We start from the raw sequence: 24,777 nt of genomic DNA on the forward strand, positions 1-24,777 counted from the left end.
TCACGCACCTCCCCTGATGACGGAACGGAGCAGGCTGTACTTGGAGTCGAGGGCCTTGAGCATCGTCTGGTAGCGCAGGACCGTGTCCATGTGCGTGAGGGTCTCGTGGTCGAGGTTGACGTTGTTGCCGTTCTCCCGCGTGGGCTCCAGGGAGCGGGCGACCTCCGGGGTCACCTCCTGCGGGGACGTGCCGTCCTCGACGGCGGTGCGCAGGGCGTCTTCGAACTGGACGCGGCCGGCGAGGAACCGGGGGGTCTCCACGTTCGCGATGTTGTCCGCGATGACGCGCTGGCGCTGGGCCAGGCCCTTCAGGGCCACGCGTACCGCGCTGGACGCGACGTCGTCGAGCACGAGGGAACTCCGTTTCGCTTCACTACGGCCGCCGATCCATGGCGTAACGGGTCGAGCACTCCCTGCTCGTAGAGGCTCATCGGACGGTGCCCGTACGTCCTGAGGATTTATCCGGATGCGATCCGGGAGGCAGGCCCTCCGGTTCCGCGCGACTCCTCAGGTCGGGCCCGTCCGCTCCGATGGGCACGGTGCCCCCGTCCCGTTCCCGCGCCGGTCCGGCGCCAGGAGGAGAGCCCACGATGAGCGACGGCATCGCCGCGATCCAGGCGCGTGTGACCGCGCTGCAGAGTCGGCTCGCGGAGCTGGGGTCCGCCGGCGGCTCCTCCGGCCGGCAGTTCGCGGCCCGGCTCGCCGACGCGCGGGCGCAGCAGCCGGGCGGTACGGCCGCCGCCCCGGCGGTCCCGGCCGCCCCGGCGGCCCCGGCGGCCCCGGCCGTGTCCGCCTCCGGCGCCGCCTCCGCCCCGGCCTCCGCCGGCACCGCCGCGGCGCGGGAGCCGTCGAAGGTCCTGGGCGGCGGCGACCGCATCACCGGCACCCTGCGCGCCGCGATCGAGGAGGTCGACCGGAGGTTCGGGGGCTTCTCCGCGATCGGCGCCTGGCGGGCCGACGGCGGCGTGCCCGGCAGCGACCACCCCACCGGCAAGGCCGCGGACTTCATGATCACTTCGGGCGGGAAGATGCCCTCCGCCGCCAGGCTCAAGGAGGGCTGGGAGATCGCCAACTACCTCAAGGACAACGCCGACCGCCTCGGCGTCAAGTACGTGATCTTCGCCCAGCACATCTGGAACCCCTCCCGGGCCGGCGAGGGCTGGCGCCTGATGGAGGACCGCGGGGGCGTGACCGCCAACCACTTCGACCACGTGCACCTGTCGGTCGAGCGCTGACCCCGGGGCCGGTTCCCCTGCGGCCCCGGCGCACACCGGTCCCGGCCGGGCCCTCGGTTCCCCCGGCCGGGACCGCGCCCCGTCCCACCGGGTACGCCCCCGTGGGGCGGGGCGCCCACTCCCCACCGCCGCACCGGCGGCCGCCGACTCCCCTCCGCCGCACCGGCGGCCGCCGAACACGAAGGAGCAGGACATGCCGACCACCGCGTGCCGCGCGCGCAGGATGACGGGCGCGCTCGTCGCCCTCGCCGGGCTGCTCGCCCTGCTCGCCGTACCGGCCGGGGCGGCCGCCGGCCTGCCCGACCGGCGGGCCATGTGGCTCTGGCAGCGCGCCGACACCGCCGCGGTGGACTGGGCCGCGGCCAACGGCGTGCGGGAGGTCTTCGTCTACGTCCCGCCGCAGCTCACCAGGAGCGAGCTGAACCGGCTCCAGCGCCTCGCCAGGCGCGCCGGCGCCACCGGGGTCCGGCTGTCGGCCCTGGGCGGCGAGCCCGAGTGGACCTTCGACCACGCCGCAGCCCTGGCCTGGCAGCGCGCCGCGATGGGCGCCGGGCTGTTCCACACCGCCCACGTCGACGTCGAGCCGTACCAGCTGGAGCGCTGGCGCACCGACCAGGCGGGCACGGCCGCGGCGTTCCTGAGCCTGCTGGCGAAGCTGCGCGACGCCGACCCCCGGCCCCTCGAGGCCGACGTGCCGTTCTGGTACGGCACCGTCACCACCGCCGGCGGCGGCACCCTGGCCGACGAGGTGCTGGCCCGCGTCGACGCGGTCACCGTCATGAGCTACCGCGACCGGGCCACCGGGCCCGGGTCGATCATGGAGGTCGGCACGGACATGCTGGTCCGCGGCCACCGCGCGAACCGCCCGGTACGGCTGGGCGCCGAGACGCTCCGCCTGGCCGACTGCGCGTACTGCACCTTCCACGAGGAGGGCCGCCGCGCGCTGACCGGCGCCCTCGCGGCGGTCGACTCCGCCGGCGCCTCCTACCCCGCCTACGCCGGCATCGCCGTCCACGACTACGGCTCCTGGACCGCCCTGCGCCCCTGACGCGGCACACGCCACGGGCCCGCCGGTACGACCGGCGGGCCCGTGGCGTGTCGGGATGTGCGTCGCGGCGTACGCCGCGCCGATGTCAGAGCGCGGGCTCGTCCGCGACCGGGTCGGTCTCGGGAGCGGGCTCGTCCGCGACCGGGTCGGTCTCGGGAGCGGGCTCCTCCGCGACCGGGTCGGTCTCGGGAGCGGGCTCGGGCTCGGCCACCGGCTCGGGGCTGGTGGCGTTGACGTGCGCGGCGAACAGACCGGCGGCGGTCTTGACGCCGTTGACGGTGACCTTGTCCCCGGCGGCCAGCGCGTCCAGGGTCACCTTGGCGTCGTCCTTGGTGACCTTGGTGGTTGCCTGCACCCGGAAGACGGACTCGGTGCCGGCGACGAGCTTGGACCCGCTGGTCACCGCCACCGTGACGGTGCCGGCGGCGGGGTCCACCGCGGTGACGGCGCCGACCGCGGCGAAGGGCAGGACGGCCTTGGCGGCCTCGGCGGCCTTCTTCGCGGCGGCGGCCTTGGCGGCCGCGGCCTTGGCTGCGGCGGCCTTCTTCGCGGCGGCGGCCTTGGCTGCGGCGGCCGCCTTCTTCGCCGCGGCGGCCTGCTTGGCGGCCGCGGCCTTGGCCGAGGTGGTCTTGGCGGGCTTCTTCGGGGCGGCGTTCGCGGCGCCGGCGCTCACCGGCACGCTCACGGTCACGGCGGCGGCCACGGCCAGGGCGGCCCAGCTCTTCTTCATGTTCGACACTGCGTACTCCTACGGTCACCGGCAGCGATGGTGATCTCTCCATCGGCCGGCGCAGGCCTCACTGAAGGGAAAACCGGAAGAATTCCCGGCGGGCCGCTCAGAAGCGAGTGGCGCATCCGTTCCATCCGACCGGGCCTCCGCCCGCGAGCATGATGCGCCACGTCGACCGGCAGCTGATCGAGCACGGCTTCCCGGCGGCCACGGGTGAGTGACTTCAGCCCCACCCCGCACGTCCTCGACGTCAGCATCCTGACCGACGTCGCCCGCGGCGACGGCGACCTCAGCCGAGGACGGGCAGGCCGAGGACGCCCAGGCAGGGGTCGAGGAGGCGCTCCAGGAGCGCGGCGTCGAGCAGGTCGGCGACGGTGAGGGCGTGCACGGCGCCGCTGAGGAGGTTCCACACCCCGCCCGCGCGGTCGGCGACCGGGATCCCGGCGGCGTCGACCGCCTGGACGAGCTCGAACTGCGCGGTCGCCGCGGCCCGGATGCGGTCGGACATGTGGACCGCCCACGAGGCCTCGTGCACGGCCTGCGACCAGGAGGAGGAGTCCAGGCGGGTGCGGTCGCTGAGGACGGTCAGGCGCTCCAGGTCGGCGGCGCCGAGCGTCGCGACGCGCCGGCACAGCCCCGTGACGGCCTCGTGCTGGGGGCCGGTGTCCGCCGGGCGGTCGGGCAGCTCGCGCGTGGCGGCCAGCCAGGCGAGGGCCAGCCGGCGGCGGGTGTCGGCGGGCAGCAGCTCGCGCAGGTAGGTCGCCATCACCGCGTCGCAGACGACCGCGGTGGCGCGGGCGGCGGTGTCGTCCTGGGTGCGCGCGCCCCCGCCGTCCCGCCACGTCCAGCCGAGCACGTCGTGCCGCACGCAGTGCAGCAGCGCGTCGGGGGTGCCGATGGGCGCCCGCTCCAGCAGGGCGAGGGCCCCCTCGTCGTCCTGCTGGGAGAGGCTGCGCACGGTGGGGCGCAGGATGGTGGCGCCGTGGACGTCCTGCCACAGCTGGGCGCGGATCCCGTCGTCGGGCAGCCGCCGGGCCAGCGCCGGCAGGTCCCCCTCCTCGAGGCGGAGGGCGCGGGAAAGCACTGCGGCGGTCGCCGCTCCGCCGTCCAGCCGCGTGAGGTCGAAACCGAGGACTGGGGCGCTGACCAGGGAATACATAAAGCATTTTTACACCTGAGAATGGCGCTTAACCCAATCGATCACGCATTTTATTACCAAAAGTCACTGTGCGCTTTCAGTGCAACACTTTTAGTTGATAAAACCGGTCTTTTACGTGGTGAATGCCGGAGGGCCGCCCACGGTGATCCGTGGGCGCCCCTCGTACGGCCTGCGCTCCCGGCCGGGCGGCGGCGTCCCCACGGGGCGCCGGAGGCCGGCCGCGAGCGCGGGCGGTCAGTAGCGGAAGCCGGAGACCAGCTGGTGCAGCCGGTTCGACAGCTCGGCCAGGTCGGTCGCGGCCCGCCGGCTCTCGGTCACGCCCCCGGCCGTCACCTGCGCCGCGTCGGCCAGCGCCGCGATGTTCTCCGCGATGTCGGAGCTGCCCTTGGCGGCCTCCCCGACGTTGCGGTTCATCTCGTTGGTGGTGGCCGACTGCTCCTCCACCGCGCTGGCGATGGTCAGCTGGTAGTCGTTGATCTGCCCGATGATCTCGCTGATCTCGGCGATCGCCGCCACCGCGCTCTCGGTGTCGACCTGGATGGCCTCCACCCGCTTGGAGATGTCCTCGGTCGCCTTGGCGGTCTCCTGGGCCAGGTCCTTGACCTCGCCGGCCACGACCGCGAAGCCCTTGCCGGCGTCGCCGGCGCGCGCGGCCTCGATGGTGGCGTTGAGCGCCAGCAGGTTCGTCTGCTCGGCGATCGAGGTGATCGTCTTGATGACGGAGCCGATCTCGGCGCTGGAGGCGCCCAGCTTGGCGACGGTCTCGTTGGTCGACTCGGCCACCGTGACCGCCCGCGAGGCGACCTTGGCGCCCTCGTTGGCGTTGTGCGCGATCTCCCTGATGGAGGCGCCCATCTCCTCGCTGCCCGCCGCGACGGTCTGCACGTTCTGCGAGACCTGCTCGGCGGCCGCGGCGACGTTCCCGGCCTGCATGGACGCCTCGTCGGCCGAGGCGGCGATCCGGTCGCTGACCGCGGCCAGCTCACCGGAGCTCGCCGTCAGCGTGTCGGCGTTCTTGGCCAGGGCCTCCATCGTCTGCCCGATGGCGTCGTTGGCCTGGTTGACCGCCGCCGCCATCCGGCCGACCTCGTCGCGGGAGGCCACCTCGACCCGCCCGGTCAGGTCGCCCCGGGCCGTCGCGTCGAGCGTGCGGGAGACCGCGGCCAGCGGGCGGACGATCAGGCGCGACACGGTGAGCGCCAGCCCCGCCGCGACCAGCAGGCCCGCCGCGAGCAGCACCAGGATCTGGGTCCGGGCGGCGGCGTACTCGTCGGCGGCCGCCGCGGTCGCCTGCTCGGCGTCGGCCTTCTCGAACGCCGACATGCCGTCCATGGCGGCGTTCATCTGGAGGGCGGCCTTGGAGAACCGGTCCAGCACCACCTTGGTGTCGCTGCCGAGGGTGAACCCGGCCGGCGGGGCCTGCCCGAAGAGCACGACGTCGCGCAGGGTCTGGTACTCCGCCCAGCCCTCCTCGAAGGAGGCCGTCTGCTCCTTGGCCTCCGGGGCGTCGGGCAGGGCGGCCGAGTACTCCTCGAACGTCGCGGTCACCTCGTCGGCGAAACCGAGCATCTGCTGCTTCAGGCCGGCCCTGATGTCGGGCTCGGTGATGGCCACGAAGGCAGTGGTCGCGTTGAACATGTCGGCCATGTTCCCGCGCAGGTCGCCGAGGTCGGCCAGCCGCTCGATGTTGCCCTGCTTCATCGCGCGCAGGTCATCGTTGAGCCCGCTCATGCGGGCCAGCGCCATGCTTCCGGCGCCCGCGCCCACGACGCCCACGACGGCGACGACGGCGAAGATCTTGGTGTTGATACGGCGGTCGGCGAACCACCCCAGCAGACGGTTGCGGCGCACGCTCACGGCGGGGGGTGCGGCTTCCACGGGCGTGACGGTCACATCAGGTCCTTTCCAGTGCAAGACCGAGAGCTGCTGGAACCGGGTCGTCAGACAGCTTCTCCGCCTGCCCATCGGCACCGCGGAGCCCCTCCTGAGGGCATCCGGCGCGCTCCCGGCGGACGGCGCCGTCCGCCGGGAGCGCGCCGGATGCCCTCAGGAGGGGCTCCGCGGTGCCGATGGGCAGGCGGAGAAGCTGTCTGACGACCCGGTTCCAGCAGCTCTCGGTCTTGCACTGGAAAGGACCTGATGTGACCGTCACGCCCGTGGAAGCCGCACCCCCCGCCGTGAGCGTGCGCCGCAACCGTCTGCTGGGGTGGTTCGCCGACCGCCGTATCAACACCAAGATCTTCGCCGTCGTCGCCGTCGTGGGCGTCGTGGGCGCGGGCGCCGGAAGCATGGCGCTGGCCCGCATGAGCGGGCTCAACGATGACCTGCGCGCGATGAAGCAGGGCAACATCGAGCGGCTGGCCGACCTCGGCGACCTGCGCGGGAACATGGCCGACATGTTCAACGCGACCACTGCCTTCGTGGCCATCACCGAGCCCGACATCAGGGCCGGCCTGAAGCAGCAGATGCTCGGTTTCGCCGACGAGGTGACCGCGACGTTCGAGGAGTACTCGGCCGCCCTGCCCGACGCCCCGGAGGCCAAGGAGCAGACGGCCTCCTTCGAGGAGGGCTGGGCGGAGTACCAGACCCTGCGCGACGTCGTGCTCTTCGGGCAGGCCCCGCCGGCCGGGTTCACCCTCGGCAGCGACACCAAGGTGGTGCTGGACCGGTTCTCCAAGGCCGCCCTCCAGATGAACGCCGCCATGGACGGCATGTCGGCGTTCGAGAAGGCCGACGCCGAGCAGGCGACCGCGGCGGCCGCCGACGAGTACGCCGCCGCCCGGACCCAGATCCTGGTGCTGCTCGCGGCGGGCCTGCTGGTCGCGGCGGGGCTGGCGCTCACCGTGTCGCGCCTGATCGTCCGCCCGCTGGCCGCGGTCTCCCGCACGCTCGACGCGACGGCCCGGGGCGACCTGACCGGGCGGGTCGAGGTGGCCTCCCGCGACGAGGTCGGCCGGATGGCGGCGGCGGTCAACCAGGCCAACGACGCCATCGGGCAGACGATGGAGGCCCTGGCCAAGAACGCCGACACGCTGACGGCGAGCTCCGGTGAGCTGGCCGCGGTCAGCGACCGGATCGCCGCCTCGGCCGACGAGGCGTCCATGCAGGCCGGGAACGTCGCCGCGGCCGCCGAGCAGGTCTCGCAGAACGTGCAGACCGTCGCGGCGGGCAGCGAGGAGATGGGCGCCTCCATCAGGGAGATCGCGCACAACGCCAACGAGGGCGCCAAGGTCGCCTCGCGGGCGGTCACGGTGGCCGAGTCGACCAACGAGACCGTCGCCAAGCTGGGCGCCTCCAGCGCCGAGATCGGCTCCGTCATCAAGACGATCACCTCGATCGCCGAGCAGACGAACCTGCTGGCGCTCAACGCCACCATCGAGGCCGCGCGCGCCGGCGACGCCGGCAAGGGCTTCGCGGTCGTGGCCGGCGAGGTCAAGGACCTGGCCCAGGAGACCGCCAAGGCGACCGAGGACATCTCCAAGCGGGTGGAGGCCATCCAGGTCGACACCGAGAGCGCGGTGGCGGCGATCGCCGAGATCAGCGAGATCATCGGGCAGATCAACGACTACCAGCTGACCATCGCCAGCGCGGTGGAGGAGCAGTCGGCCACCACCAACGAGATGAACCGCAACGTCGGGGAGGCCGCCAAGGGCAGCTCCGACATCGCGGAGAACATCGCGGCGCTGGCCGACGCGGCGCAGGTGACGGCCGGGGGCGTGACCGAGAGCCGGCGGGCCGCGACCGACCTGGCCGAGCTGTCGAACCGGCTGCACCAGCTGGTCTCCGGCTTCCGCTACTGACCGCCCGCGCTCGCGGCCGGCCTCCGGCGCCCCGTGGGGACGCCGCCGCCCGGCCGGGAGCGCAGGCCGTACGAGGGGCGCCCACGGATCACCGTGGGCGGCCCTCCGGCATTCACCACGTAAAAGACCGGTTTTATCAACTAAAAGTGTTGCACTGAAAGCGCACAGTGACTTTTGGTAATAAAATGCGTGATCGATTGGGTTAAGCGCCATTCTCAGGTGTAAAAATGCTTTATGTATTCCCTGGTCAGCGCCCCAGTCCTCGGTTTCGACCTCACGCGGCTGGACGGCGGAGCGGCGACCGCCGCAGTGCTTTCCCGCGCCCTCCGCCTCGAGGAGGGGGACCTGCCGGCGCTGGCCCGGCGGCTGCCCGACGACGGGATCCGCGCCCAGCTGTGGCAGGACGTCCACGGCGCCACCATCCTGCGCCCCACCGTGCGCAGCCTCTCCCAGCAGGACGACGAGGGGGCCCTCGCCCTGCTGGAGCGGGCGCCCATCGGCACCCCCGACGCGCTGCTGCACTGCGTGCGGCACGACGTGCTCGGCTGGACGTGGCGGGACGGCGGGGGCGCGCGCACCCAGGACGACACCGCCGCCCGCGCCACCGCGGTCGTCTGCGACGCGGTGATGGCGACCTACCTGCGCGAGCTGCTGCCCGCCGACACCCGCCGCCGGCTGGCCCTCGCCTGGCTGGCCGCCACGCGCGAGCTGCCCGACCGCCCGGCGGACACCGGCCCCCAGCACGAGGCCGTCACGGGGCTGTGCCGGCGCGTCGCGACGCTCGGCGCCGCCGACCTGGAGCGCCTGACCGTCCTCAGCGACCGCACCCGCCTGGACTCCTCCTCCTGGTCGCAGGCCGTGCACGAGGCCTCGTGGGCGGTCCACATGTCCGACCGCATCCGGGCCGCGGCGACCGCGCAGTTCGAGCTCGTCCAGGCGGTCGACGCCGCCGGGATCCCGGTCGCCGACCGCGCGGGCGGGGTGTGGAACCTCCTCAGCGGCGCCGTGCACGCCCTCACCGTCGCCGACCTGCTCGACGCCGCGCTCCTGGAGCGCCTCCTCGACCCCTGCCTGGGCGTCCTCGGCCTGCCCGTCCTCGGCTGAGGTCGCCGTCGCCGCGGGCGACGTCGGTCAGGATGCTGACGTCGAGGACGTGCGGGGTGGGGCTGAAGTCACTCACCCGTGGCCGCCGGGAAGCCGTGCTCGATCAGCTGCCGGTCGACGTGGCGCATCATGCTCGCGGGCGGAGGCCCGGTCGGATGGAACGGATGCGCCACTCGCTTCTGAGCGGCCCGCCGGGAATTCTTCCGGTTTTCCCTTCAGTGAGGCCTGCGCCGGCCGATGGAGAGATCACCATCGCTGCCGGTGACCGTAGGAGTACGCAGTGTCGAACATGAAGAAGAGCTGGGCCGCCCTGGCCGTGGCCGCCGCCGTGACCGTGAGCGTGCCGGTGAGCGCCGGCGCCGCGAACGCCGCCCCGAAGAAGCCCGCCAAGACCACCTCGGCCAAGGCCGCGGCCGCCAAGCAGGCCGCCGCGGCGAAGAAGGCGGCCGCCGCAGCCAAGGCCGCCGCCGCGAAGAAGGCCGCCGCAGCCAAGGCCGCGGCCGCCAAGGCCGCCGCCGCGAAGAAGGCCGCCGAGGCCGCCAAGGCCGTCCTGCCCTTCGCCGCGGTCGGCGCCGTCACCGCGGTGGACCCCGCCGCCGGCACCGTCACGGTGGCGGTGACCAGCGGGTCCAAGCTCGTCGCCGGCACCGAGTCCGTCTTCCGGGTGCAGGCAACCACCAAGGTCACCAAGGACGACGCCAAGGTGACCCTGGACGCGCTGGCCGCCGGGGACAAGGTCACCGTCAACGGCGTCAAGACCGCCGCCGGTCTGTTCGCCGCGCACGTCAACGCCACCAGCCCCGAGCCGGTGGCCGAGCCCGAGCCCGCTCCCGAGACCGACCCGGTCGCGGAGGAGCCCGCTCCCGAGACCGACCCGGTCGCGGAGGAGCCCGCTCCCGAGACCGACCCGGTCGCGGACGAGCCCGCTCCCGAGACCGACCCGGTCGCGGACGAGCCCGCGCTCTGACATCGGCGCGGCGTACGCCGCGACGCACATCCCGACACGCCACGGGCCCGCCGGTCGTACCGGCGGGCCCGTGGCGTGTGCCGCGTCAGGGGCGCAGGGCGGTCCAGGAGCCGTAGTCGTGGACGGCGATGCCGGCGTAGGCGGGGTAGGAGGCGCCGGCGGAGTCGACCGCCGCGAGGGCGCCGGTCAGCGCGCGGCGGCCCTCCTCGTGGAAGGTGCAGTACGCGCAGTCGGCCAGGCGGAGCGTCTCGGCGCCCAGCCGTACCGGGCGGTTCGCGCGGTGGCCGCGGACCAGCATGTCCGTGCCGACCTCCATGATCGACCCGGGCCCGGTGGCCCGGTCGCGGTAGCTCATGACGGTGACCGCGTCGACGCGGGCCAGCACCTCGTCGGCCAGGGTGCCGCCGCCGGCGGTGGTGACGGTGCCGTACCAGAACGGCACGTCGGCCTCGAGGGGCCGGGGGTCGGCGTCGCGCAGCTTCGCCAGCAGGCTCAGGAACGCCGCGGCCGTGCCCGCCTGGTCGGTGCGCCAGCGCTCCAGCTGGTACGGCTCGACGTCGACGTGGGCGGTGTGGAACAGCCCGGCGCCCATCGCGGCGCGCTGCCAGGCCAGGGCTGCGGCGTGGTCGAAGGTCCACTCGGGCTCGCCGCCCAGGGCCGACAGCCGGACCCCGGTGGCGCCGGCGCGCCTGGCGAGGCGCTGGAGCCGGTTCAGCTCGCTCCTGGTGAGCTGCGGCGGGACGTAGACGAAGACCTCCCGCACGCCGTTGGCCGCGGCCCAGTCCACCGCGGCGGTGTCGGCGCGCTGCCAGAGCCACATGGCCCGCCGGTCGGGCAGGCCGGCGGCCGCCCCGGCCGGTACGGCGAGCAGGGCGAGCAGCCCGGCGAGGGCGACGAGCGCGCCCGTCATCCTGCGCGCGCGGCACGCGGTGGTCGGCATGTCCTGCTCCTTCGTGTTCGGCGGCCGCCGGTGCGGCGGAGGGGAGTCGGCGGCCGCCGGTGCGGCGGTGGGGAGTGGGCGCCCCGCCCCACGGGGGCGTACCCGGTGGGACGGGGCGCGGTCCCGGCCGGGGGAACCGAGGGCCCGGCCGGGACCGGTGTGCGCCGGGGCCGCAGGGGAACCGGCCCCGGGGTCAGCGCTCGACCGACAGGTGCACGTGGTCGAAGTGGTTGGCGGTCACGCCCCCGCGGTCCTCCATCAGGCGCCAGCCCTCGCCGGCCCGGGAGGGGTTCCAGATGTGCTGGGCGAAGATCACGTACTTGACGCCGAGGCGGTCGGCGTTGTCCTTGAGGTAGTTGGCGATCTCCCAGCCCTCCTTGAGCCTGGCGGCGGAGGGCATCTTCCCGCCCGAAGTGATCATGAAGTCCGCGGCCTTGCCGGTGGGGTGGTCGCTGCCGGGCACGCCGCCGTCGGCCCGCCAGGCGCCGATCGCGGAGAAGCCCCCGAACCTCCGGTCGACCTCCTCGATCGCGGCGCGCAGGGTGCCGGTGATGCGGTCGCCGCCGCCCAGGACCTTCGACGGCTCCCGCGCCGCGGCGGTGCCGGCGGAGGCCGGGGCGGAGGCGGCGCCGGAGGCGGACACGGCCGGGGCCGCCGGGGCCGCCGGGGCGGCCGGGACCGCCGGGGCGGCGGCCGTACCGCCCGGCTGCTGCGCCCGCGCGTCGGCGAGCCGGGCCGCGAACTGCCGGCCGGAGGAGCCGCCGGCGGACCCCAGCTCCGCGAGCCGACTCTGCAGCGCGGTCACACGCGCCTGGATCGCGGCGATGCCGTCGCTCATCGTGGGCTCTCCTCCTGGCGCCGGACCGGCGCGGGAACGGGACGGGGGCACCGTGCCCATCGGAGCGGACGGGCCCGACCTGAGGAGTCGCGCGGAACCGGAGGGCCTGCCTCCCGGATCGCATCCGGATAAATCCTCAGGACGTACGGGCACCGTCCGATGAGCCTCTACGAGCAGGGAGTGCTCGACCCGTTACGCCATGGATCGGCGGCCGTAGTGAAGCGAAACGGAGTTCCCTCGTGCTCGACGACGTCGCGTCCAGCGCGGTACGCGTGGCCCTGAAGGGCCTGGCCCAGCGCCAGCGCGTCATCGCGGACAACATCGCGAACGTGGAGACCCCCCGGTTCCTCGCCGGCCGCGTCCAGTTCGAAGACGCCCTGCGCACCGCCGTCGAGGACGGCACGTCCCCGCAGGAGGTGACCCCGGAGGTCGCCCGCTCCCTGGAGCCCACGCGGGAGAACGGCAACAACGTCAACCTCGACCACGAGACCCTCACGCACATGGACACGGTCCTGCGCTACCAGACGATGCTCAAGGCCCTCGACTCCAAGTACAGCCTGCTCCGTTCCGTCATCAGGGGAGGTGCGTGACCATGAGCGGGGGACCCTTCCGCGCCATCGGCATCGCCAGCACCGGTGTGACCGTCTACCGCAAGTGGCTGGACGCCGTCTCCGACAACATCTCCAACCTCAACAACGCCACCACCACCGCCGGCGAGGCGTTCCGCGAGCGGTTCGTGATCGCCCAGGCCGTCGACTACGGGTCGGGCAACGGCGGCGTCCAGGTCGGCGGCATCGAACTGGGCAGCGCCGAGGGGCGCCTCGTCCACGAGCCCGACCACCCGCTCGCCGACGAGAACGGGTACGTGCGCTACCCCGACATCGACCTCGGCTCCCAGATGAGCCAGCTGATGATGGCGCAGCGCGGCTACCAGGCCAACCTCTCCGTCGTCGACCGCGCCTACGACGCCTACCAGGCCGCGCTCCAGCTCGGGAGGAACTCATGAGCATCCAGCCGATCGGCCCCGTCGCGGGCCCCCTGCGCATCACCGCCCCCGCAGGCGTCGAGGCGGCCTCCCCGGGCAACGCCGCCGAGGTCTTCGGCAACCTGCTCACCCAGGGCGTCGACACGCTGCAGCAGACCCAGGCGAACGCCGACGCGCTGGCCGTCCAGGCCGCCACCGGCGACCTGCAGGACGCGCACGACTACATGGCGGCCAGCACCGAGGCCGCCCTCGCCACCCAGATGACCGTCGCCATCCGCGACAAGGCCGTCGCCGCTTTCACTGAGATCATGAGGTTGCAGGGCTGATGCAGGAACGCGTACTGGCCGCCCTCCGCAAGGCGCGGGCCTCGTTCGCCTCGTTCAGCACCGGGCAGAAGGCCGTCACCATCTCCCTGGTGGCCGCCCTCGCCGTCGGCGGGTTCTTCTTCATGCAGTGGTCGTCCAAGCCCGTGTACGGCACGCTGTACTCCAACCTGTCGGGTGCCGACGGCAGCGCGATCGTCGAGCAGCTCACCGCCGACGGCGTGCCGTACCAGCTCACCGACGGCGGCGCCACGATCCAGGTGCCGCAGGAGCAGGTCTACGAGCTGCGGCTGAAGATGAGCGGCCAGGGCCTGCCGACCCAGGCCGACGGCGGCGGCTACGCCCTGCTGGACAAGCAGGGGGTCACCACCTCCGACTTCATGCAGCACGTCGGCTACCAGCGCGCGCTGGAGGGCGAGCTCGCCAACACGATCAAGTCGATCGAGGGCGTGACCTCGGCCAGCGTGCACCTGGCGATCCCGCAGAAGGACGTCTTCGCCGACGACGCCGCCAAGCCGACCGCCTCGGTCCTGGTGGGCACCACCCCCGACAAGCCGCTGAACAACAGCCAGGTCAAGGCCGTGGTGAACCTCGTCAGCTCCAGCGTGGAGGGCATGAGCCCGGCCGACGTCACCCTGGCCGACTCCACCGGCAAGGTGCTGTCCGCCGCCGGCGAGCAGGCGCTCACCGGCGCCGGCGACGAGCGCGAGCAGCAGACCCAGTCGTTCGAGCAGCGGATGGGCGGCTCCATCCAGCAGATGCTGACCCAGGTCCTCGGACCGGACAAGGCCGTCGTCAAGGTCACCGCCGACCTCGACTTCGACCAGACCGAGACCACCAGCCAGCAGTACGTCAGCGACCCGAACCTGCCTCCGCTGTCGCAGACGACCAAGGAGGAGACCTACACCGGGGGCGGCACCCCCACCGGAGGCGTCCTCGGCCCGGACAACATCCAGGTGCCGACGGGCGCGGCCGGCAACGACTACAAGTCGACCACCGAGACCCGCGACAACGCCGTCGGCCTGGTCACCGAGACCCGCAAGACCGCCCCCGGCAAGGTCCGCAAGCTCGACGTCGCCGTCCTGGTCGACGGCCAGGCCGCCGCCGGGGTGGACACCGCGGAGATCCAGCGCATCGTCTCGTCGGCCGCCGGCATCGACGCCCAGCGCGGCGACACCATCGCCGTCTCGGCGATGCCGTTCGACGACAGCGCGGCCGAGCAGGCGGCGGCGGACCTCGCCGCGGCGCAGAAGGCCGAGCAGGACACCCGCACGATGGAACTCGTCAAGACCGGCGCGCTGGCCCTGGGCATCGGGCTGCTGTTCCTCATCGCCCTGCTGCGCGGCCGGCGCAAGAAGCGCCGCACGCAGCTGAGCAAGAAGGAGCTGGAGCAGATCGAGGCGCTCCAGGCCGAGCTGGAGCGGGTGCGCGCCCAGGCCGAGCTGGAGGCCGCCGAGCGCGAGGCCCTGCCCGCCGGCACCGGTGAGCCCGCGCCCGCCCCGGCCGAGTCCGACGGCAGGCGCGAGGAGCTGCGCGACGAGATCTCCGGTCTGGTGGACCGGCAGCCCGAGGAAGTGGCCCAGCTGCTGCGCGGCTGGCTCGCCGACAGGAGGAGCTGATGGCGATGGCCGAGACCATGAGCGGCCTGCGCAAGGCCGCCGTGCTCCTGGTCCAGATGGGCAAGGAGGACTCGGCGAAGGTGCTCGCGCAGCTGCGCGAGCCCGAGGTCGAGGAGCTGACCGCCGAGATCGTGCGGCTGGGCGCCATCGACCCCCAGGACGCGGTGGACATCCTGACGGAGTTCCGCGACCTGGCGACCGCCTACCGCTACGCCGGCCAGGGCGGCATGGACTTCGCCCGGGAGGTGCTGGAGGCGACGCTGGGCCGCGAGCGGGCCAGCCAGATCGTCGAGCGCCTGTCGGCGTCGCTGGTCGACATGCCCTTCAGCTTCCTGCAGCGGGCCGACCCCCGCCAGGTGCTGGGCTTCGTCCAGGACGAGCACCCGCAGCTCATCGCGCTGGTGCTGGCGCACCTGCCGGCGCACCTGGCCTCGCAGATCCTGTCGGGCCTCAACCCGGCCCTGCAGGCCGACGTGGCGCACCGGATCGCGGTGATGGACCGCACCTCGCCCGACATCATCCGCCAGGTGGAGGGCCTGCTGGAGCGCAAGCTCTCGTCGGTTCTGCAACCGTCCGACCTCTCCGCCGTGGGCGGTCTGCAACCGCTGGTCGACATCATCAACCGTGCCGACCGCGTCACCGAGCGCCTCATCCTCGAGGGGCTGGAGGGACGCAGCCCCGAACTCGCCGAGGAGGTGCGCAGCAGGATGTTCATGTTCGAGGACATCGTGCACCTCGACGACCGCGCCGTGCAGCTCGTGGTCCGGCAGGTCGAGACCGCCGACCTCGCGACCGCCCTCAAGGGCGTCGGCCAGGACGTGCTCAACAAGATCACGCGGAACCTGTCCGAGCGGGCCGCCGCCAACCTCCTGGAGGAGATCGAGCTGCTCGGCCCGGTGCGGCTGCGCACCGTCGAGGAGGCCCAGGCCAAGATCGTGCACGCGATCCGGGCCCTGGAGGAGTCCGGCCAGATCGTGATCCGCAGAGGGGACGAGGATGAGTTCGTCGCCTGAGGCGGTGCTGCGCGGCGCGGACGCCCGCACCGTCAGCGCCGCCCGGTTCGTCACCGACTTCAGCACGGTGGCGAACGTGCCGGCCGAGATCCTGGAGCGGGCCCGGGCCGAGGCGCGGGCCACCGGCTACGCCGAGGGCTGGGCGCAGGGCCGCGAGGAGGCCCGCCGGGCCGCCGCGGCCGAGGTCCGGGACGAGGCCGAGCGCGTCGCCCGGACCGAGGCCCGCAAGCTGGCCCGGCTGGAGAGCGCCCTGTCGGCGATCGCCGCCTCGGCCTCCCGGCTGGAGCAGCAGACCGCCCCGGGCGCCGCCGAGCTGGAGGACCTCGTGGTGGGCACCGCCTACGCCATCGCCGAGGCGGTGCTCGGCCGCGAGGTCGCCCACAGCCCCGAGCCCGGCCGCGAGGCCCTGGCCCGCGCGCTGGAGCTGGTGCCCGGCAACCGCCCCGTGCTCGTCCGCCTGAGCCCCGCCGACCACGCCGCCATGGTCGGCGCGGGACAGAACACCTTCGAGGTCGACGGCCGGAGCGTGACCATGGTCGTCGACGCCCGGCTGAAGCCCGGCGACGCCGTCGCCGAGAGCGACGCCACCGCCGTCGACGCCCGCCTTTCCACCGCCATGGACCGCGTCAAGGAGGCCCTGGGCCTGTGATCCCCCTGCTCGACTCCCGCCTCGCCGCCGTCGCCCGCGCCGCCCGGCCCGTGCTCGCCGGCCGGGTCTCCGCCGTGGTCGGCCTCTCGGTCACCGTGGAGGGCGTGCCCGGCAAGGTCGGCGACCTGGTCATGCTCGGCACCGGCCGCGGCGCCGTACCGGCCGAGGTGGTCGCGCTCGACGGGGATCGGCTCAGCTGCCTGCCGCTGGGCACCCTGACCGGCATCGGGGTCGGCAGCCCGGTCATGCCCACCGGTGACGCGCTGCGCGTCGCGGTCGGCGACGCGCTGCGCGGCCGCATCCTGGACGGCCTCGGCCGCCCGCTCGACGACGGCCCCTCCCTCGCCGGCCTGGAGATGGTCCCGGTGGAGAACGAGCCGCCGCCCGCCCTGCGGCGGCGCCGCATCAACCAGCCGATGCCGCTGGGCGTGCGGGCCATGGACACCCTGATCACCGCCGGGCGCGGGCAGCGCCTGGGCATCTTCGCCGGCTCCGGCGTCGGCAAGTCCAGCCTCATGTCGATGATCACCCGCGGCACCGAGGCGGAGATCACCGTCGTGGCGCTGGTCGGCGAACGCGGCCGCGAGGTCCGCGAGTTCATCGAGAACGACCTGGGACCGGAGGGCCTGGCCCGCTCCGTCGTGGTGGTGGCCACCTCCGACCAGCCGCCGATGGTCCGCCTGCGCGCCTGCTTCACGGCCACGCGGATCGCCGAGTGGTTCCGCGACCAGGGCCGCGACGTCCTGCTGCTGATGGACAGCCTCACCCGGGCCGCCATGGCGCAGCGCGAGGTCGGCCTGTCGGCGGGCGAGCCCCCGGCCACCCGCGGCTACCCGCCGTCGGTGTTCGCGATGCTCCCCCGGCTGCTGGAGCGGGCCGGACCGGGCGTGGACGGCAGCATCACCGGCCTGTACACGGTGCTCGTCGACGGTGACGACCACAACGAGCCGATCGCCGACGCGGCGCGCTCGATCCTCGACGGCCACGTCGTGCTCGACCGCCGCCTGGCCACCGCCGGGCACTTCCCCACGATCGACGTGCTGGAGTCGGTCTCCCGCGTCGCCGGCGCGGTGACCAGCCGCGAGCAGCGCGCCGGCGCCACCGCGCTGCGCCGCCTCATGGCCGCCCACCGCGACATCCGCGAACTGGTGGAGATCGGCGCGTACGTGCCGGGCACCAACCCCGACGCCGACCTGGCCCGCGCGCTGTGGCCGCGCATCGAGGCGTTCCTGCGCCAGGACATGGACGAGCAGACCACCGCCGAGCAGGCGTGGGAGTCGCTGCAGGCCCTGCTGGCCGGGGGGCAGGCCCCCGCGTCGTGATCCCGGGCGCCGCCGCACGCCGCGGTGCGCCGCCGCGCACCGGCAGGCGCCCGCCGGCGCGGCGCCCCCGCACGGAGCGCCCGCCCCGCGGCGCCGCAGTCCCCGACGGAACCCCGACCACGAGGAGGACCGATGAGCCCACGTTTCCGGCTGTCGGCCGTCCCGCGCGCCCGCCGGGCGCGCCGGGACGCCGCCAAGGGCCGGGTGATGAGCGCCCGCGCCGAGGCCGGAGCCGCGGCCCGGCGCGCGGAGGACAAGAACGCCGAGCTCCAGGGCCGCATGATCGAGCCGGCCCCGTCCGACGCGGCCGCGTTCGTCGCCGCGATGGCCGCCCGGCGCGCGCTGGCCGGGGAGCTGGCGCTCCGGCGCCAGCAGGCCGAGGAGGCCTCCCGGCGGGTCACCGCCAGCGTGGACACCTGGAGCGCCGCCTCGCAGCGCCGCCGGATGGTGGAGAAGCTCGCCGAACGCCACCAGGCCGCCGCGCGCAAGGCCGAGCTGGACGCCGACCAGCGCACCGTGGACGACCTCTCCCCGGGCAGCCGGACCGCCGGCGGGAAGGACGGACGATGAGCATCACCGACACCGTGGCGCGGATCGGCCAGCTGGACGCGATGTTCGGCACCGCCGCCGCCCCCGCGACCACCGCCGCCTCCCCGTCCTCGGCCGCGGACTTCGCCGCGGCGCTGGAGACGGCCCGGCGGTCCCCCGCCGCCCAGCCCGCCGCCGCCCAGCCCACCGCCCAGCCCGCCGCCGTGCGGTCCCCCGCCGCGACCCAGGGCGTCCAGGCCGCCGACACCGGCGCCGTCGACGCCGCGGTCACCGGCCGGGACGTCGTCGCGCAGGCCCGCAAGTACCTCGGCGTGCCGTACCTGTGGGGCGGCACCGACCCGGGCAAGGGCCTGGACTGCTCCGGCCTGGTCCAGCTCGTCTACAAGAAGCTGGGCATCTCCCTGCCGCGCGTCTCCCAGGACCAGCAGAACGAGGGCCGCAGCATCCCGAGCCTGAAGCAGGCGCAGCCCGGCGACCTGCTGACCTTCGGCTCCCCCGCGACGCACATCGGCATCTACGTCGGCGACGGCAAGATGCTGCACGCCCCCCGCACCGGCGACGTCGTCAAGATCGTCGACCTGGACGACTACTACCGCGCGCCGACCGACATCCGCCGCATCCTGAGCGACGAGGCGGCGGGCGCCGGCGCCACCGCGCCCGCCACCGCCGCCGCGTCCACCGCGCCCGCCACCGCCGCCGCGTCCACCACGGCGTCCGGCACCGAGACCCCGGCCGCCCGGCCGGTCACGGCCTCCGCCCTCCCGGCGGCCGGCCTCACCTCACCGGCGGGCACGCCGGCCGGGACCGGTGTGAGCGCCGAGCTGCTGGCCGCGCTGGCCCTGATCCAGACCGGGTACGGCACGGGCCTGACGAGTTCCGGGATGTCGGCCGGTTTGCCGCAGCTCTCGCCCGCGGCTGCCGATGGAGTGGGCAACGGCCTGTTCGACCCCGCCCAGGCCTACGTGATCCAGTCGGCTCTGAACGGCATCGGATAGCAGGAGAGACGATCTTGACTGTGCCTTCGATCCCCCTCGCGGGGAGCCCGTCCGCCACGTCGGCCCCCTCCGGCGCCGGCGACGGTCAGGCGGGTCAGAGCGGGACCGGCGACGCCTTCGCCGCCCTCCTCGCCCTGCTCGCGGGCGGAGCCGCACTGCCGCAGACCACCCCGCCCGGCTCCGGCGCCCCCTCCGGCACCGCCGCCCCGGGCCAGGCGCCGCCGGCCGCGGCAGGCGCCCCGCTCACCGCCCAGGCCCTCCTGGCCGCCCAGCCGCCGGCCGGCGCGCCGGGCCTGCCGCAGGCCGCGGCGGGAACCGCCGCCCAGGCACAGGCCGATGGCCCGACGGGCCCGACGGGCCCGACGGGCCCGACAGGACTGGCGGGCGCCCAGGGACAGCCGGTGCAGACGCCGCCCGCCCCGCAGGGCCTGCCGCTCGCACCGGCGCAGGACCCGGCCGTACCGGCCGCGGCGCTTCCGGCCGGTACGGCCGGCACCGCGGGCCTCACCGCCCCGGCCGCCGCGGAGACCGCCCCCGCCGCGGACGCGCGGACCGCGACCGCCGCCCCCACCGCGGACCCCGCCTCCGGAACGACCCCCGAGACCGCCGCCCCGGCGGGCACGCAGGAACCGCAGGGCACCGCGGGCCAGCCCCCGGCCGCCGGCGCCCCGGGCACCGGCACGGGCGGAACCGGCGGCGAGACCGGCTCCCGGCAGTCCGGCACCGCCGCCCCCGCCGAGACCGACGACCCGGCGGCCGCCGACGCGCAGGCCGTACCGCAGGTCACCGCGACCACGCAGCCCGCCGGGACGGAGCGCGTCGCCGCCCCCGCCCAGCAGCCCGCCCCGCCCGCCTCCCAGATCGCCGTCCACGTGCTGCCGCTGCGGCGGGACCCCGACGGCGTGCACCGGCTCACCGTCCACCTCAACCCGGTCGACCTCGGCCCGGTCAGCATCGTCGCCGAACTGCGCAACGGCACCGTGCACCTGCAGCTCGCCGGGGCGAACGACGCCGCCTACGACACGCTGCGCTCGGCGCTGCCCGCACTCCGCCAGGAGCTGGAGGACGGCGGCTTCGCCGCCTGCACGCTCGACCTGCAGCGCGAGGCCCCCGGCGACGGGACCGGCCCGTACGGCGAGCCGCGCCAGAACCTCCCCCAGCAGGGGCACCAGGGATCCGCCCCCGCCGGCCCCGGCCGCGTCGGAGACGCCTACCAGGGAGCCCCCGCCGCCGACCTCCCGGCCGACCGGCCCGGCTCCCGGCTGCTCAACGTCCGCCTGTAGAACCGCCTCGGAGAAGGAACCCGCACGTGACCAACCCCGTGAGCGGCGCCGCCGGCAGCGGCGCCGCCACCACCGCGACCAGCGTGTCCGGCACGTCGAACGCCAGCTTCGACAAGGACACGTTCCTGCAGCTCCTGGTGGCGCAGATGCGCTACCAGGACCCGAGCAAGCCCACCGACACCTCCGCCTTCATGACGCAGACCGCGCAGTTCACCGAGGTGGAGAAGATGGAGGAGCTCGTCAAGCAGCAGGGAGACCTGCTGGCGGCCCAGCTCCGCCTGTCGGCCGCCGGCCTCGTCGGCAAGACCGTCGGCTACACCGGACCAGACGGCATGGACGCCGTCGGTGTGGTCACCTCCGCCTCCCTCGGCAGCACCCCGACCGTGCGGGTCGGGAACACGGATGTACCGCTGTCCTCGGTCAAGGAAGTCCGCAACGCCGGCGAGTCCGGCACCGAACCCACCGAAGGAAAGTGACATGCTGCGCTCCCTCTACTCCGGCATCAGCGGCCTGCGCGTCCACCAGAACATGATGGACGTCACCGGCAACAACATCGCCAACGTCAACACCACCGGCTTCAAGGGCTCCCAGACCCTCTTCCAGGACACCCTCAGCCAGATGCTGCAGGGCGCGGGCGCCCCGCAGGCCGGCGCCGCGGGCGGCACCAACCCCGCCCAGATCGGCCTCGGCGTGCGCCTGGCCGGCATCCAGACCAACTTCGGCCAGGGCGCCGCGCAGACCACCAGCCGCAGCCTCGACATGATGATCCAGGGCGACGGCTTCTTCGCGGTGCAGAACGGCAACGAGCAGCTCTACACCCGGGCCGGCGCGTTCAACTTCGACGCCAGCGGCGCCCTGGTCACCGCCGACGGCAACTTCGTGCTCGGCTGGAACGCCGCGACCGGCGACGTGCCCGTCCCGCCCACCGGCGCCCCCGTGCCCGTCACGCTCCCGGCCGACGTCGAGTCCTACACGGTCTCCCCCGACGGCTCCTTCGTCGGCGTGCTCGCCGACGGCACCAAGCGGACGTTCGCCCAGATCGCCATGGCGAACTTCGTGAACCCCGGCGGTCTGGAGAAGGCCGGCAACTCGACCTACCGCGCCACCGTGAACTCCGGCGCCGTCGCCATCGGCACCGCGGGCACCGGCGGCTTCGGCGCGCTGCAGTCCGGCGCGCTGGAGATGTCCAACGTCGACCTGGGCCAGGAGTTCACCAACCTGATCATCGCCCAGCGCGGCTTCCAGGCCAACACCAAGGTCATCAGCACCTCCGACGAGCTGCTGAACGACCTGGTCAACCTCAAGCGCTAACGGGGTCCCGCCCTCCGGCGGCCCCACCCGGGAAGGGCCCGGGCACGACGACGGTCGTGCCCGGGCCCTTCCGTGTCCCGCTCCTGCACGCCCGTGCCGCACGGTGCCGGCCGACGCGGGGCCACGGCCGGTTTCGGGAGCGGACCTCGGCGGCCTTGCGCCGGGCGGCGGGCCGGGCCTCGCGCATCCGCCGCAGCTCGGCGGTCATCCGGGCATCGCCCTCGGGATCGGCGGCCCGGTCGCGTGCGATCGCCTCGGCGAGGGCGGCACGGGAACGGCGGTCGGTGCCGAGCCGCTCCCGGGCGAGGCCGGCGAACCACGCGGACAGCGTCATGCCTGCTGCGCCGCGGCCGCCCTGGCCTCCTGGTACACCTCGCCGGACAGGCTGATCGAGATCTCCACGGTCATTCCGTCACCTTGCCCCGGCGCCCCCATGGCTGTCACGCGTCCGGGACACGGTGTCCCGTCTCCTGGAAACGGCGGACCGGCTCGGCTCAGGGGCCGAAGGGCACGCGCACACGTCGCCCGAGAAGTTCATGACGGCTGGCGGGGACGGCGGCGACCAGCTCGTGCAGGGATGTGCGCGGCAGCCACTCCACCATGTACAGCAGCGCGGCACCGTACCCGCGGATCGGCTCGGTGAGCTCGTCCTCCGGAAGGTCCACGTCCTTGATGCGAGCCGTGAGGACGACGTGGAACTCCTCGTTGAAGTCGTCAGCGGAGACGATCAGGCGGGGCTCCGGCGGCAGGACCAGGCTGTGCTTGATCGTCCAGACGTCGCCGAATCTGGGGACGGGGCCGGTCATGCCGTGCGGGTCTGCTCGCGCTCGGCGAGGGCCGCGTCGAGGTAGGCGGGGTCCAGATGGTGATTGTGGCGGGCGGCGATGCGTGCGAAACGCCGCGCCCGCAGGCCTCGCTGCAGCAGGGTGTTGACGAGTTCGCTGGCACTGGTGCCGTTCTGCCTCGCTTCGGTTTCCACGGCCGCCACGATATCTTCGTCCACGGTATAGGTCTTGGAAATCCTCATAGGAATCATCGTATGCCGGTGAGGATGCGGAATCCAGGTGCGCACGGTGACAGACGGCGGCTCCCTGGAGGCGTCCGGCGGAGGACGCAGGAGACGGCCGTGGAGCAGGGGCGGAACGGGTGGGCCGGAAGGCGTGTCCGCCGCCCGGGACGGGCACCGGGAGCCTCGGTTTCCTTTCCACGCCGTAAGGGGTTCCGACGGGAAGGAAACTAAGTAATCCATTTCGCGGCCGATGGATCGGATGACGACCACGGCCGCAATGGAGGGGACGCCTGATGAACGACAAGCCCGACCAGGCGACGGGAGCGACCGCCGACGGCCCGCAGCGCTGGAACTGGACCATCGGACGACGCCTGGTGGCCGGATTCGCGGCCGCCCTGGCCATGATGGGCGTCATCGGCGCCGTCTCCTACGACAACACCATCGACCTCGTCGACAACGAGAAGTGGGTGGCGCACACCCACGAGGTCCTCAACAAGCTCGACGGCGTGCTGTCGACGCTCAAGGACGGCGAGACCGGCCAGCGCGGCTACCTGATCACGGGTGAGGACACCTACCTGGCCCCCTACACCGAGGCCAAGGACCGCGTCGGCACGCTACTGGACGAGACCGCGACCCTCACCGCCGACAACGCCGCCCAGCAGAAGCGCATCGCCTCGCTGCGCTCGCTGATCGACGCCAAGTTCACCGAGATGCAGCAGACCATCGACCTGCGCCGCGCCGAGGGCTTCGAGGCCGCCCGCGCCGTCGTGCTGTCCGACAAGGGCAAGGCGGTCATGGACGAGATCCGCGCCACCCTGACCGAGATGCACCAGGCCGAGGAGAGCCTGCTGACCGTACGGGCCGCCGAGGCGGACTCCACCGCGTCGACGACCAAGAACGTCGTGCTGTTCGGCACCTCGCTGGCCGCGGTCGTGCTGCTGGGCATGGGCTGGACGCTGACCCGCAGCATCACCCGGCCCGTCGACGCGCTGGCGCGGCGCCTGCGCGAGATCGCCGACGGCGACGGCGACCTGACCCAGCGGGTCGACGAGTCCCGCCGCGACGAGATCGGCACCCTGGGCAAGCTGTTCAACCAGTTCGTCGGCAACATCGCCAACCTGGTCCGCCAGATCAACGAGTCGGCCGCCTCCTCCTCCGCCGCGGCGCAGGAGCTGTCGGCCATCAGCACGGAGATCGGCCAGCAGACCGACAAGGCCTCGACCCAGGCCACCAACGCCGCGGCCGCCGCCGAGCAGGTCTCGACCAACGTGCAGACGGTGGCCACCGCCAGCGAGGAGATGGGCGCCTCCATCCGCGAGATCTCCCGCAGCGCCGCCGAGGCCAGCACCGCCGGCCACACCGCGGTGACCCGCGCCGCCGAGGCCGGCACCGCCATCACCCGGCTGGGCGAGTCGTCCGAGGCCGTCAGCAGCGTCGTCGCGATGATCAACTCGATCGCCGAGCAGACCAACCTGCTCGCGCTCAACGCCACCATCGAGGCCGCCCGGGCCGGGGACGCCGGCAAGGGCTTCGCCGTGGTCGCCTCCGAGGTCAAGGACCTGGCCCAGGAGACCGCCAAGGCCACCGAGGACATCACCGCGCGCATCACCGCCATCCAGGCCGACGTGGCCGCGGCCGTCGCGTCGATCTCCACGACCGCCCTGGTGATCGGCGAGGTCAACGACCACCAGGGCAGCATCGCCAGCGCGGTGGAGGAGCAGAGCAGCACCACCGACGGCATGGCGGGCAACATCTCCGAGGCCGCCTCCGGCGCGACCGCCATCGCCCAGAGCGTCTAGGAGATCGCCGCCACCGCGCACGCGACGGTGGGCAGCATCGGCGAGGTGCGGCGGGCGTCGGAGGAACTGGCGCAGAACTCCGCGCACCTCAACGCGCTG

General features: G+C 73.9%; 27 protein-coding genes. 18 read left to right on the forward strand and 9 right to left on the reverse strand.

All coding sequences use genetic code 11. The features are described from left to right. Complete coding sequence (locus ABD823_RS22745; protein ID WP_344862834.1) at positions 1-351, reverse strand: flagellar basal body rod protein FlgB; 351 nt, start codon at positions 349-351, stop codon at positions 1-3. A 239-nt stretch (positions 352-590) separates the two neighbouring features. On the opposite strand from ABD823_RS22745, the gene ABD823_RS22750 reads away from it, so the two are divergent. Both ABD823_RS22750 and ABD823_RS22755 read left to right on the forward strand, forming a co-directional pair. Further along, entirely contained in the window at positions 591-1,235 is a 645-nt protein-coding gene (locus ABD823_RS22750) for a VldE C-terminal domain-containing protein (protein ID WP_344862836.1), read from the forward strand. Positions 1,236-1,428: 193 nt separating this feature from the next. Beyond that, positions 1,429-2,283, forward strand: a complete 855-nt coding sequence (locus ABD823_RS22755) for a hypothetical protein (protein WP_344862838.1) — start codon at positions 1,429-1,431, stop codon at positions 2,281-2,283. An 85-nt stretch (positions 2,284-2,368) separates the two neighbouring features. On the opposite strand, the gene ABD823_RS22760 is transcribed toward ABD823_RS22755, so the two are convergent. From ABD823_RS22760 to ABD823_RS22770, 3 genes are all read right to left on the reverse strand, one after another. Then, positions 2,369-3,022, reverse strand: coding sequence for a hypothetical protein (locus ABD823_RS22760; RefSeq protein ID WP_344862840.1), 654 nt, complete (start codon positions 3,020-3,022; stop codon positions 2,369-2,371). A 280-nt stretch (positions 3,023-3,302) separates the two neighbouring features. Continuing rightward, positions 3,303-4,172: a hypothetical protein gene (locus tag ABD823_RS22765; protein ID WP_344862842.1), complete on the reverse strand. Its 870-nt coding sequence runs from the start codon at positions 4,170-4,172 to the stop codon at positions 3,303-3,305. Positions 4,173-4,406: 234 nt separating this feature from the next. Further along, positions 4,407-6,050 (reverse strand): methyl-accepting chemotaxis protein, encoded by a 1,644-nt coding sequence (locus ABD823_RS22770; protein WP_344862844.1) that lies wholly within the window; start codon positions 6,048-6,050, stop codon positions 4,407-4,409. Positions 6,051-6,328: 278 nt separating this feature from the next. On the opposite strand from ABD823_RS22770, the gene ABD823_RS22775 reads away from it, so the two are divergent. From ABD823_RS22775 to ABD823_RS22785, 3 genes are all read left to right on the forward strand, one after another. Continuing rightward, positions 6,329-7,972, forward strand: coding sequence for a methyl-accepting chemotaxis protein (locus ABD823_RS22775; protein ID WP_344862844.1), 1,644 nt, complete (start codon positions 6,329-6,331; stop codon positions 7,970-7,972). A 234-nt stretch (positions 7,973-8,206) separates the two neighbouring features. After that, positions 8,207-9,076: a hypothetical protein gene (locus ABD823_RS22780; protein ID WP_344862842.1), complete on the forward strand. Its 870-nt coding sequence runs from the start codon at positions 8,207-8,209 to the stop codon at positions 9,074-9,076. A 280-nt stretch (positions 9,077-9,356) separates the two neighbouring features. Beyond that, the gene (locus tag ABD823_RS22785) at positions 9,357-10,043 is read left to right on the forward strand and encodes a hypothetical protein (protein ID WP_344862846.1); all 687 of its coding nucleotides are present in this window, start codon (positions 9,357-9,359) and stop codon (positions 10,041-10,043) included. Between the two features lie 85 nt (positions 10,044-10,128). Here the strand turns inward: ABD823_RS22785 and ABD823_RS22790 are convergent, their stop codons facing one another. Both ABD823_RS22790 and ABD823_RS22795 read right to left on the reverse strand, forming a co-directional pair. Further along, positions 10,129-10,983, reverse strand: a complete 855-nt coding sequence (locus tag ABD823_RS22790; protein WP_344862838.1) for a hypothetical protein — start codon at positions 10,981-10,983, stop codon at positions 10,129-10,131. Between the two features lie 193 nt (positions 10,984-11,176). Next, entirely contained in the window at positions 11,177-11,821 is a 645-nt protein-coding gene (locus ABD823_RS22795) for a VldE C-terminal domain-containing protein (protein WP_344862836.1), read from the reverse strand. 239 nt (positions 11,822-12,060) lie between these two features. On the opposite strand from ABD823_RS22795, the gene ABD823_RS22800 reads away from it, so the two are divergent. The 12 genes from ABD823_RS22800 to flgF all read left to right on the forward strand — a co-directional run bounded on the left by ABD823_RS22800 (position 12,061) and on the right by flgF (position 21,870). Then, positions 12,061-12,411 carry a flagellar basal body rod protein FlgB gene (locus ABD823_RS22800; RefSeq protein ID WP_344862834.1) on the forward strand — a complete coding sequence of 117 codons (351 nt, stop codon included), beginning with the start codon at positions 12,061-12,063 and terminating at the stop codon, positions 12,409-12,411. 2 nt (positions 12,412-12,413) lie between these two features. Then, on the forward strand, positions 12,414-12,827 hold the full coding sequence (locus ABD823_RS22805) for a flagellar basal body rod protein FlgC (protein WP_344862832.1): 414 nt from the start codon (positions 12,414-12,416) through the stop codon (positions 12,825-12,827). Further along, positions 12,824-13,132, forward strand: a complete 309-nt coding sequence (gene fliE / locus ABD823_RS22810) for a flagellar hook-basal body complex protein FliE (protein ID WP_344862830.1) — start codon at positions 12,824-12,826, stop codon at positions 13,130-13,132. Before ABD823_RS22805 ends, fliE begins: the two co-directional genes overlap by 4 nt. After that, positions 13,132-14,748, forward strand: a complete 1,617-nt coding sequence (fliF, locus tag ABD823_RS22815; protein ID WP_344862828.1) for a flagellar basal-body MS-ring/collar protein FliF — start codon at positions 13,132-13,134, stop codon at positions 14,746-14,748. The genes fliE and fliF overlap by 1 nt, the downstream gene beginning before the upstream one ends. After that, complete coding sequence (fliG, locus tag ABD823_RS22820) at positions 14,748-15,761, forward strand: flagellar motor switch protein FliG (protein WP_344862826.1); 1,014 nt, start codon at positions 14,748-14,750, stop codon at positions 15,759-15,761. Before fliF ends, fliG begins: the two co-directional genes overlap by 1 nt. Beyond that, on the forward strand, positions 15,745-16,410 hold the full coding sequence (locus tag ABD823_RS22825; protein ID WP_344862824.1) for a FliH/SctL family protein: 666 nt from the start codon (positions 15,745-15,747) through the stop codon (positions 16,408-16,410). The genes fliG and ABD823_RS22825 overlap by 17 nt, the downstream gene beginning before the upstream one ends. Further along, on the forward strand, positions 16,407-17,732 hold the full coding sequence (locus ABD823_RS22830) for a FliI/YscN family ATPase (protein ID WP_344862822.1): 1,326 nt from the start codon (positions 16,407-16,409) through the stop codon (positions 17,730-17,732). The genes ABD823_RS22825 and ABD823_RS22830 overlap by 4 nt, the downstream gene beginning before the upstream one ends. 132 nt (positions 17,733-17,864) lie before the next feature. Beyond that, positions 17,865-18,302: a flagellar FliJ family protein gene (locus tag ABD823_RS22835; protein ID WP_344862820.1), complete on the forward strand. Its 438-nt coding sequence runs from the start codon at positions 17,865-17,867 to the stop codon at positions 18,300-18,302. Then, positions 18,299-19,276 carry a C40 family peptidase gene (locus ABD823_RS22840; protein ID WP_344862848.1) on the forward strand — a complete coding sequence of 326 codons (978 nt, stop codon included), beginning with the start codon at positions 18,299-18,301 and terminating at the stop codon, positions 19,274-19,276. The genes ABD823_RS22835 and ABD823_RS22840 overlap by 4 nt, the downstream gene beginning before the upstream one ends. A 20-nt stretch (positions 19,277-19,296) precedes the next feature. Further along, complete coding sequence (locus ABD823_RS22845) at positions 19,297-20,559, forward strand: flagellar hook-length control protein FliK (protein WP_344862816.1); 1,263 nt, start codon at positions 19,297-19,299, stop codon at positions 20,557-20,559. Between the two features lie 26 nt (positions 20,560-20,585). Continuing rightward, positions 20,586-21,035 (forward strand): flagellar hook assembly protein FlgD, encoded by a 450-nt coding sequence (locus tag ABD823_RS22850; protein ID WP_344862814.1) that lies wholly within the window; start codon positions 20,586-20,588, stop codon positions 21,033-21,035. Position 21,036: 1 nt separating this feature from the next. Then, positions 21,037-21,870 carry a flagellar basal-body rod protein FlgF gene (gene flgF / locus ABD823_RS22855; protein WP_344862812.1) on the forward strand — a complete coding sequence of 278 codons (834 nt, stop codon included), beginning with the start codon at positions 21,037-21,039 and terminating at the stop codon, positions 21,868-21,870. On the opposite strand, the gene ABD823_RS22860 is transcribed toward flgF, so the two are convergent. The 3 genes from ABD823_RS22860 to ABD823_RS22870 form a co-directional block, all read right to left on the reverse strand. Further along, positions 21,860-22,204, reverse strand: a complete 345-nt coding sequence (locus ABD823_RS22860) for a hypothetical protein (protein WP_344862810.1) — start codon at positions 22,202-22,204, stop codon at positions 21,860-21,862. The two genes, flgF and ABD823_RS22860, sit on opposite strands and share 11 nt — an antisense overlap. Positions 22,205-22,364: 160 nt before the next feature. Then, positions 22,365-22,676, reverse strand: a complete 312-nt coding sequence (locus ABD823_RS22865; RefSeq protein WP_344862809.1) for an RNA-binding protein — start codon at positions 22,674-22,676, stop codon at positions 22,365-22,367. Then, positions 22,673-22,897 (reverse strand): hypothetical protein, encoded by a 225-nt coding sequence (locus ABD823_RS22870; RefSeq protein ID WP_344862807.1) that lies wholly within the window; start codon positions 22,895-22,897, stop codon positions 22,673-22,675. The genes ABD823_RS22865 and ABD823_RS22870 overlap by 4 nt, the downstream gene beginning before the upstream one ends. 275 nt (positions 22,898-23,172) lie before the next feature. Here ABD823_RS22870 and ABD823_RS22875 point away from each other — a divergent pair, with 275 nt between their 5' ends. Further along, the gene (locus tag ABD823_RS22875) at positions 23,173-24,678 is read left to right on the forward strand and encodes a methyl-accepting chemotaxis protein (protein ID WP_344862805.1); all 1,506 of its coding nucleotides are present in this window, start codon (positions 23,173-23,175) and stop codon (positions 24,676-24,678) included. Positions 24,679-24,777: the final 99 nt, after the last annotated feature.

The organism is Planomonospora alba (assembly GCF_039534085.1).
GTDB classification, from domain to species: domain Bacteria; phylum Actinomycetota; class Actinomycetes; order Streptosporangiales; family Streptosporangiaceae; genus Planomonospora_B; species Planomonospora_B alba.

What these genes read in the sequence shown, in the direction of transcription:
- ABD823_RS22790 (WP_344862838.1), bottom strand. Translation starts at nt 10,983, where the DNA reads ATGCCGACCACCGCGTGCCGCGCGCGCAGGATGACGGGCGCGCTCGTC.
- ABD823_RS22780 (WP_344862842.1), top strand. Translation starts at nt 8,207, where the DNA reads ATGTATTCCCTGGTCAGCGCCCCAGTCCTCGGTTTCGACCTCACGCGG.
- ABD823_RS22870 (WP_344862807.1), bottom strand. Translation starts at nt 22,897, where the DNA reads ATGAGGATTTCCAAGACCTATACCGTGGACGAAGATATCGTGGCGGCC.
- ABD823_RS22835 (WP_344862820.1), top strand. Translation starts at nt 17,865, where the DNA reads ATGAGCCCACGTTTCCGGCTGTCGGCCGTCCCGCGCGCCCGCCGGGCG.
- fliG (WP_344862826.1), top strand. Translation starts at nt 14,748, where the DNA reads ATGGCGATGGCCGAGACCATGAGCGGCCTGCGCAAGGCCGCCGTGCTC.
- ABD823_RS22865 (WP_344862809.1), bottom strand. Translation starts at nt 22,676, where the DNA reads ATGACCGGCCCCGTCCCCAGATTCGGCGACGTCTGGACGATCAAGCAC.
- fliF (WP_344862828.1), top strand. Translation starts at nt 13,132, where the DNA reads ATGCAGGAACGCGTACTGGCCGCCCTCCGCAAGGCGCGGGCCTCGTTC.
- ABD823_RS22795 (WP_344862836.1), bottom strand. Translation starts at nt 11,821, where the DNA reads ATGAGCGACGGCATCGCCGCGATCCAGGCGCGTGTGACCGCGCTGCAG.
- fliE (WP_344862830.1), top strand. Translation starts at nt 12,824, where the DNA reads ATGAGCATCCAGCCGATCGGCCCCGTCGCGGGCCCCCTGCGCATCACC.
- ABD823_RS22875 (WP_344862805.1), top strand. Translation starts at nt 23,173, where the DNA reads ATGAACGACAAGCCCGACCAGGCGACGGGAGCGACCGCCGACGGCCCG.
- ABD823_RS22860 (WP_344862810.1), bottom strand. Translation starts at nt 22,204, where the DNA reads ATGACGCTGTCCGCGTGGTTCGCCGGCCTCGCCCGGGAGCGGCTCGGC.
- ABD823_RS22825 (WP_344862824.1), top strand. Translation starts at nt 15,745, where the DNA reads ATGAGTTCGTCGCCTGAGGCGGTGCTGCGCGGCGCGGACGCCCGCACC.
- ABD823_RS22755 (WP_344862838.1), top strand. Translation starts at nt 1,429, where the DNA reads ATGCCGACCACCGCGTGCCGCGCGCGCAGGATGACGGGCGCGCTCGTC.
- ABD823_RS22765 (WP_344862842.1), bottom strand. Translation starts at nt 4,172, where the DNA reads ATGTATTCCCTGGTCAGCGCCCCAGTCCTCGGTTTCGACCTCACGCGG.
- ABD823_RS22750 (WP_344862836.1), top strand. Translation starts at nt 591, where the DNA reads ATGAGCGACGGCATCGCCGCGATCCAGGCGCGTGTGACCGCGCTGCAG.
- ABD823_RS22840 (WP_344862848.1), top strand. Translation starts at nt 18,299, where the DNA reads ATGAGCATCACCGACACCGTGGCGCGGATCGGCCAGCTGGACGCGATG.
- ABD823_RS22805 (WP_344862832.1), top strand. Translation starts at nt 12,414, where the DNA reads ATGAGCGGGGGACCCTTCCGCGCCATCGGCATCGCCAGCACCGGTGTG.
- flgF (WP_344862812.1), top strand. Translation starts at nt 21,037, where the DNA reads ATGCTGCGCTCCCTCTACTCCGGCATCAGCGGCCTGCGCGTCCACCAG.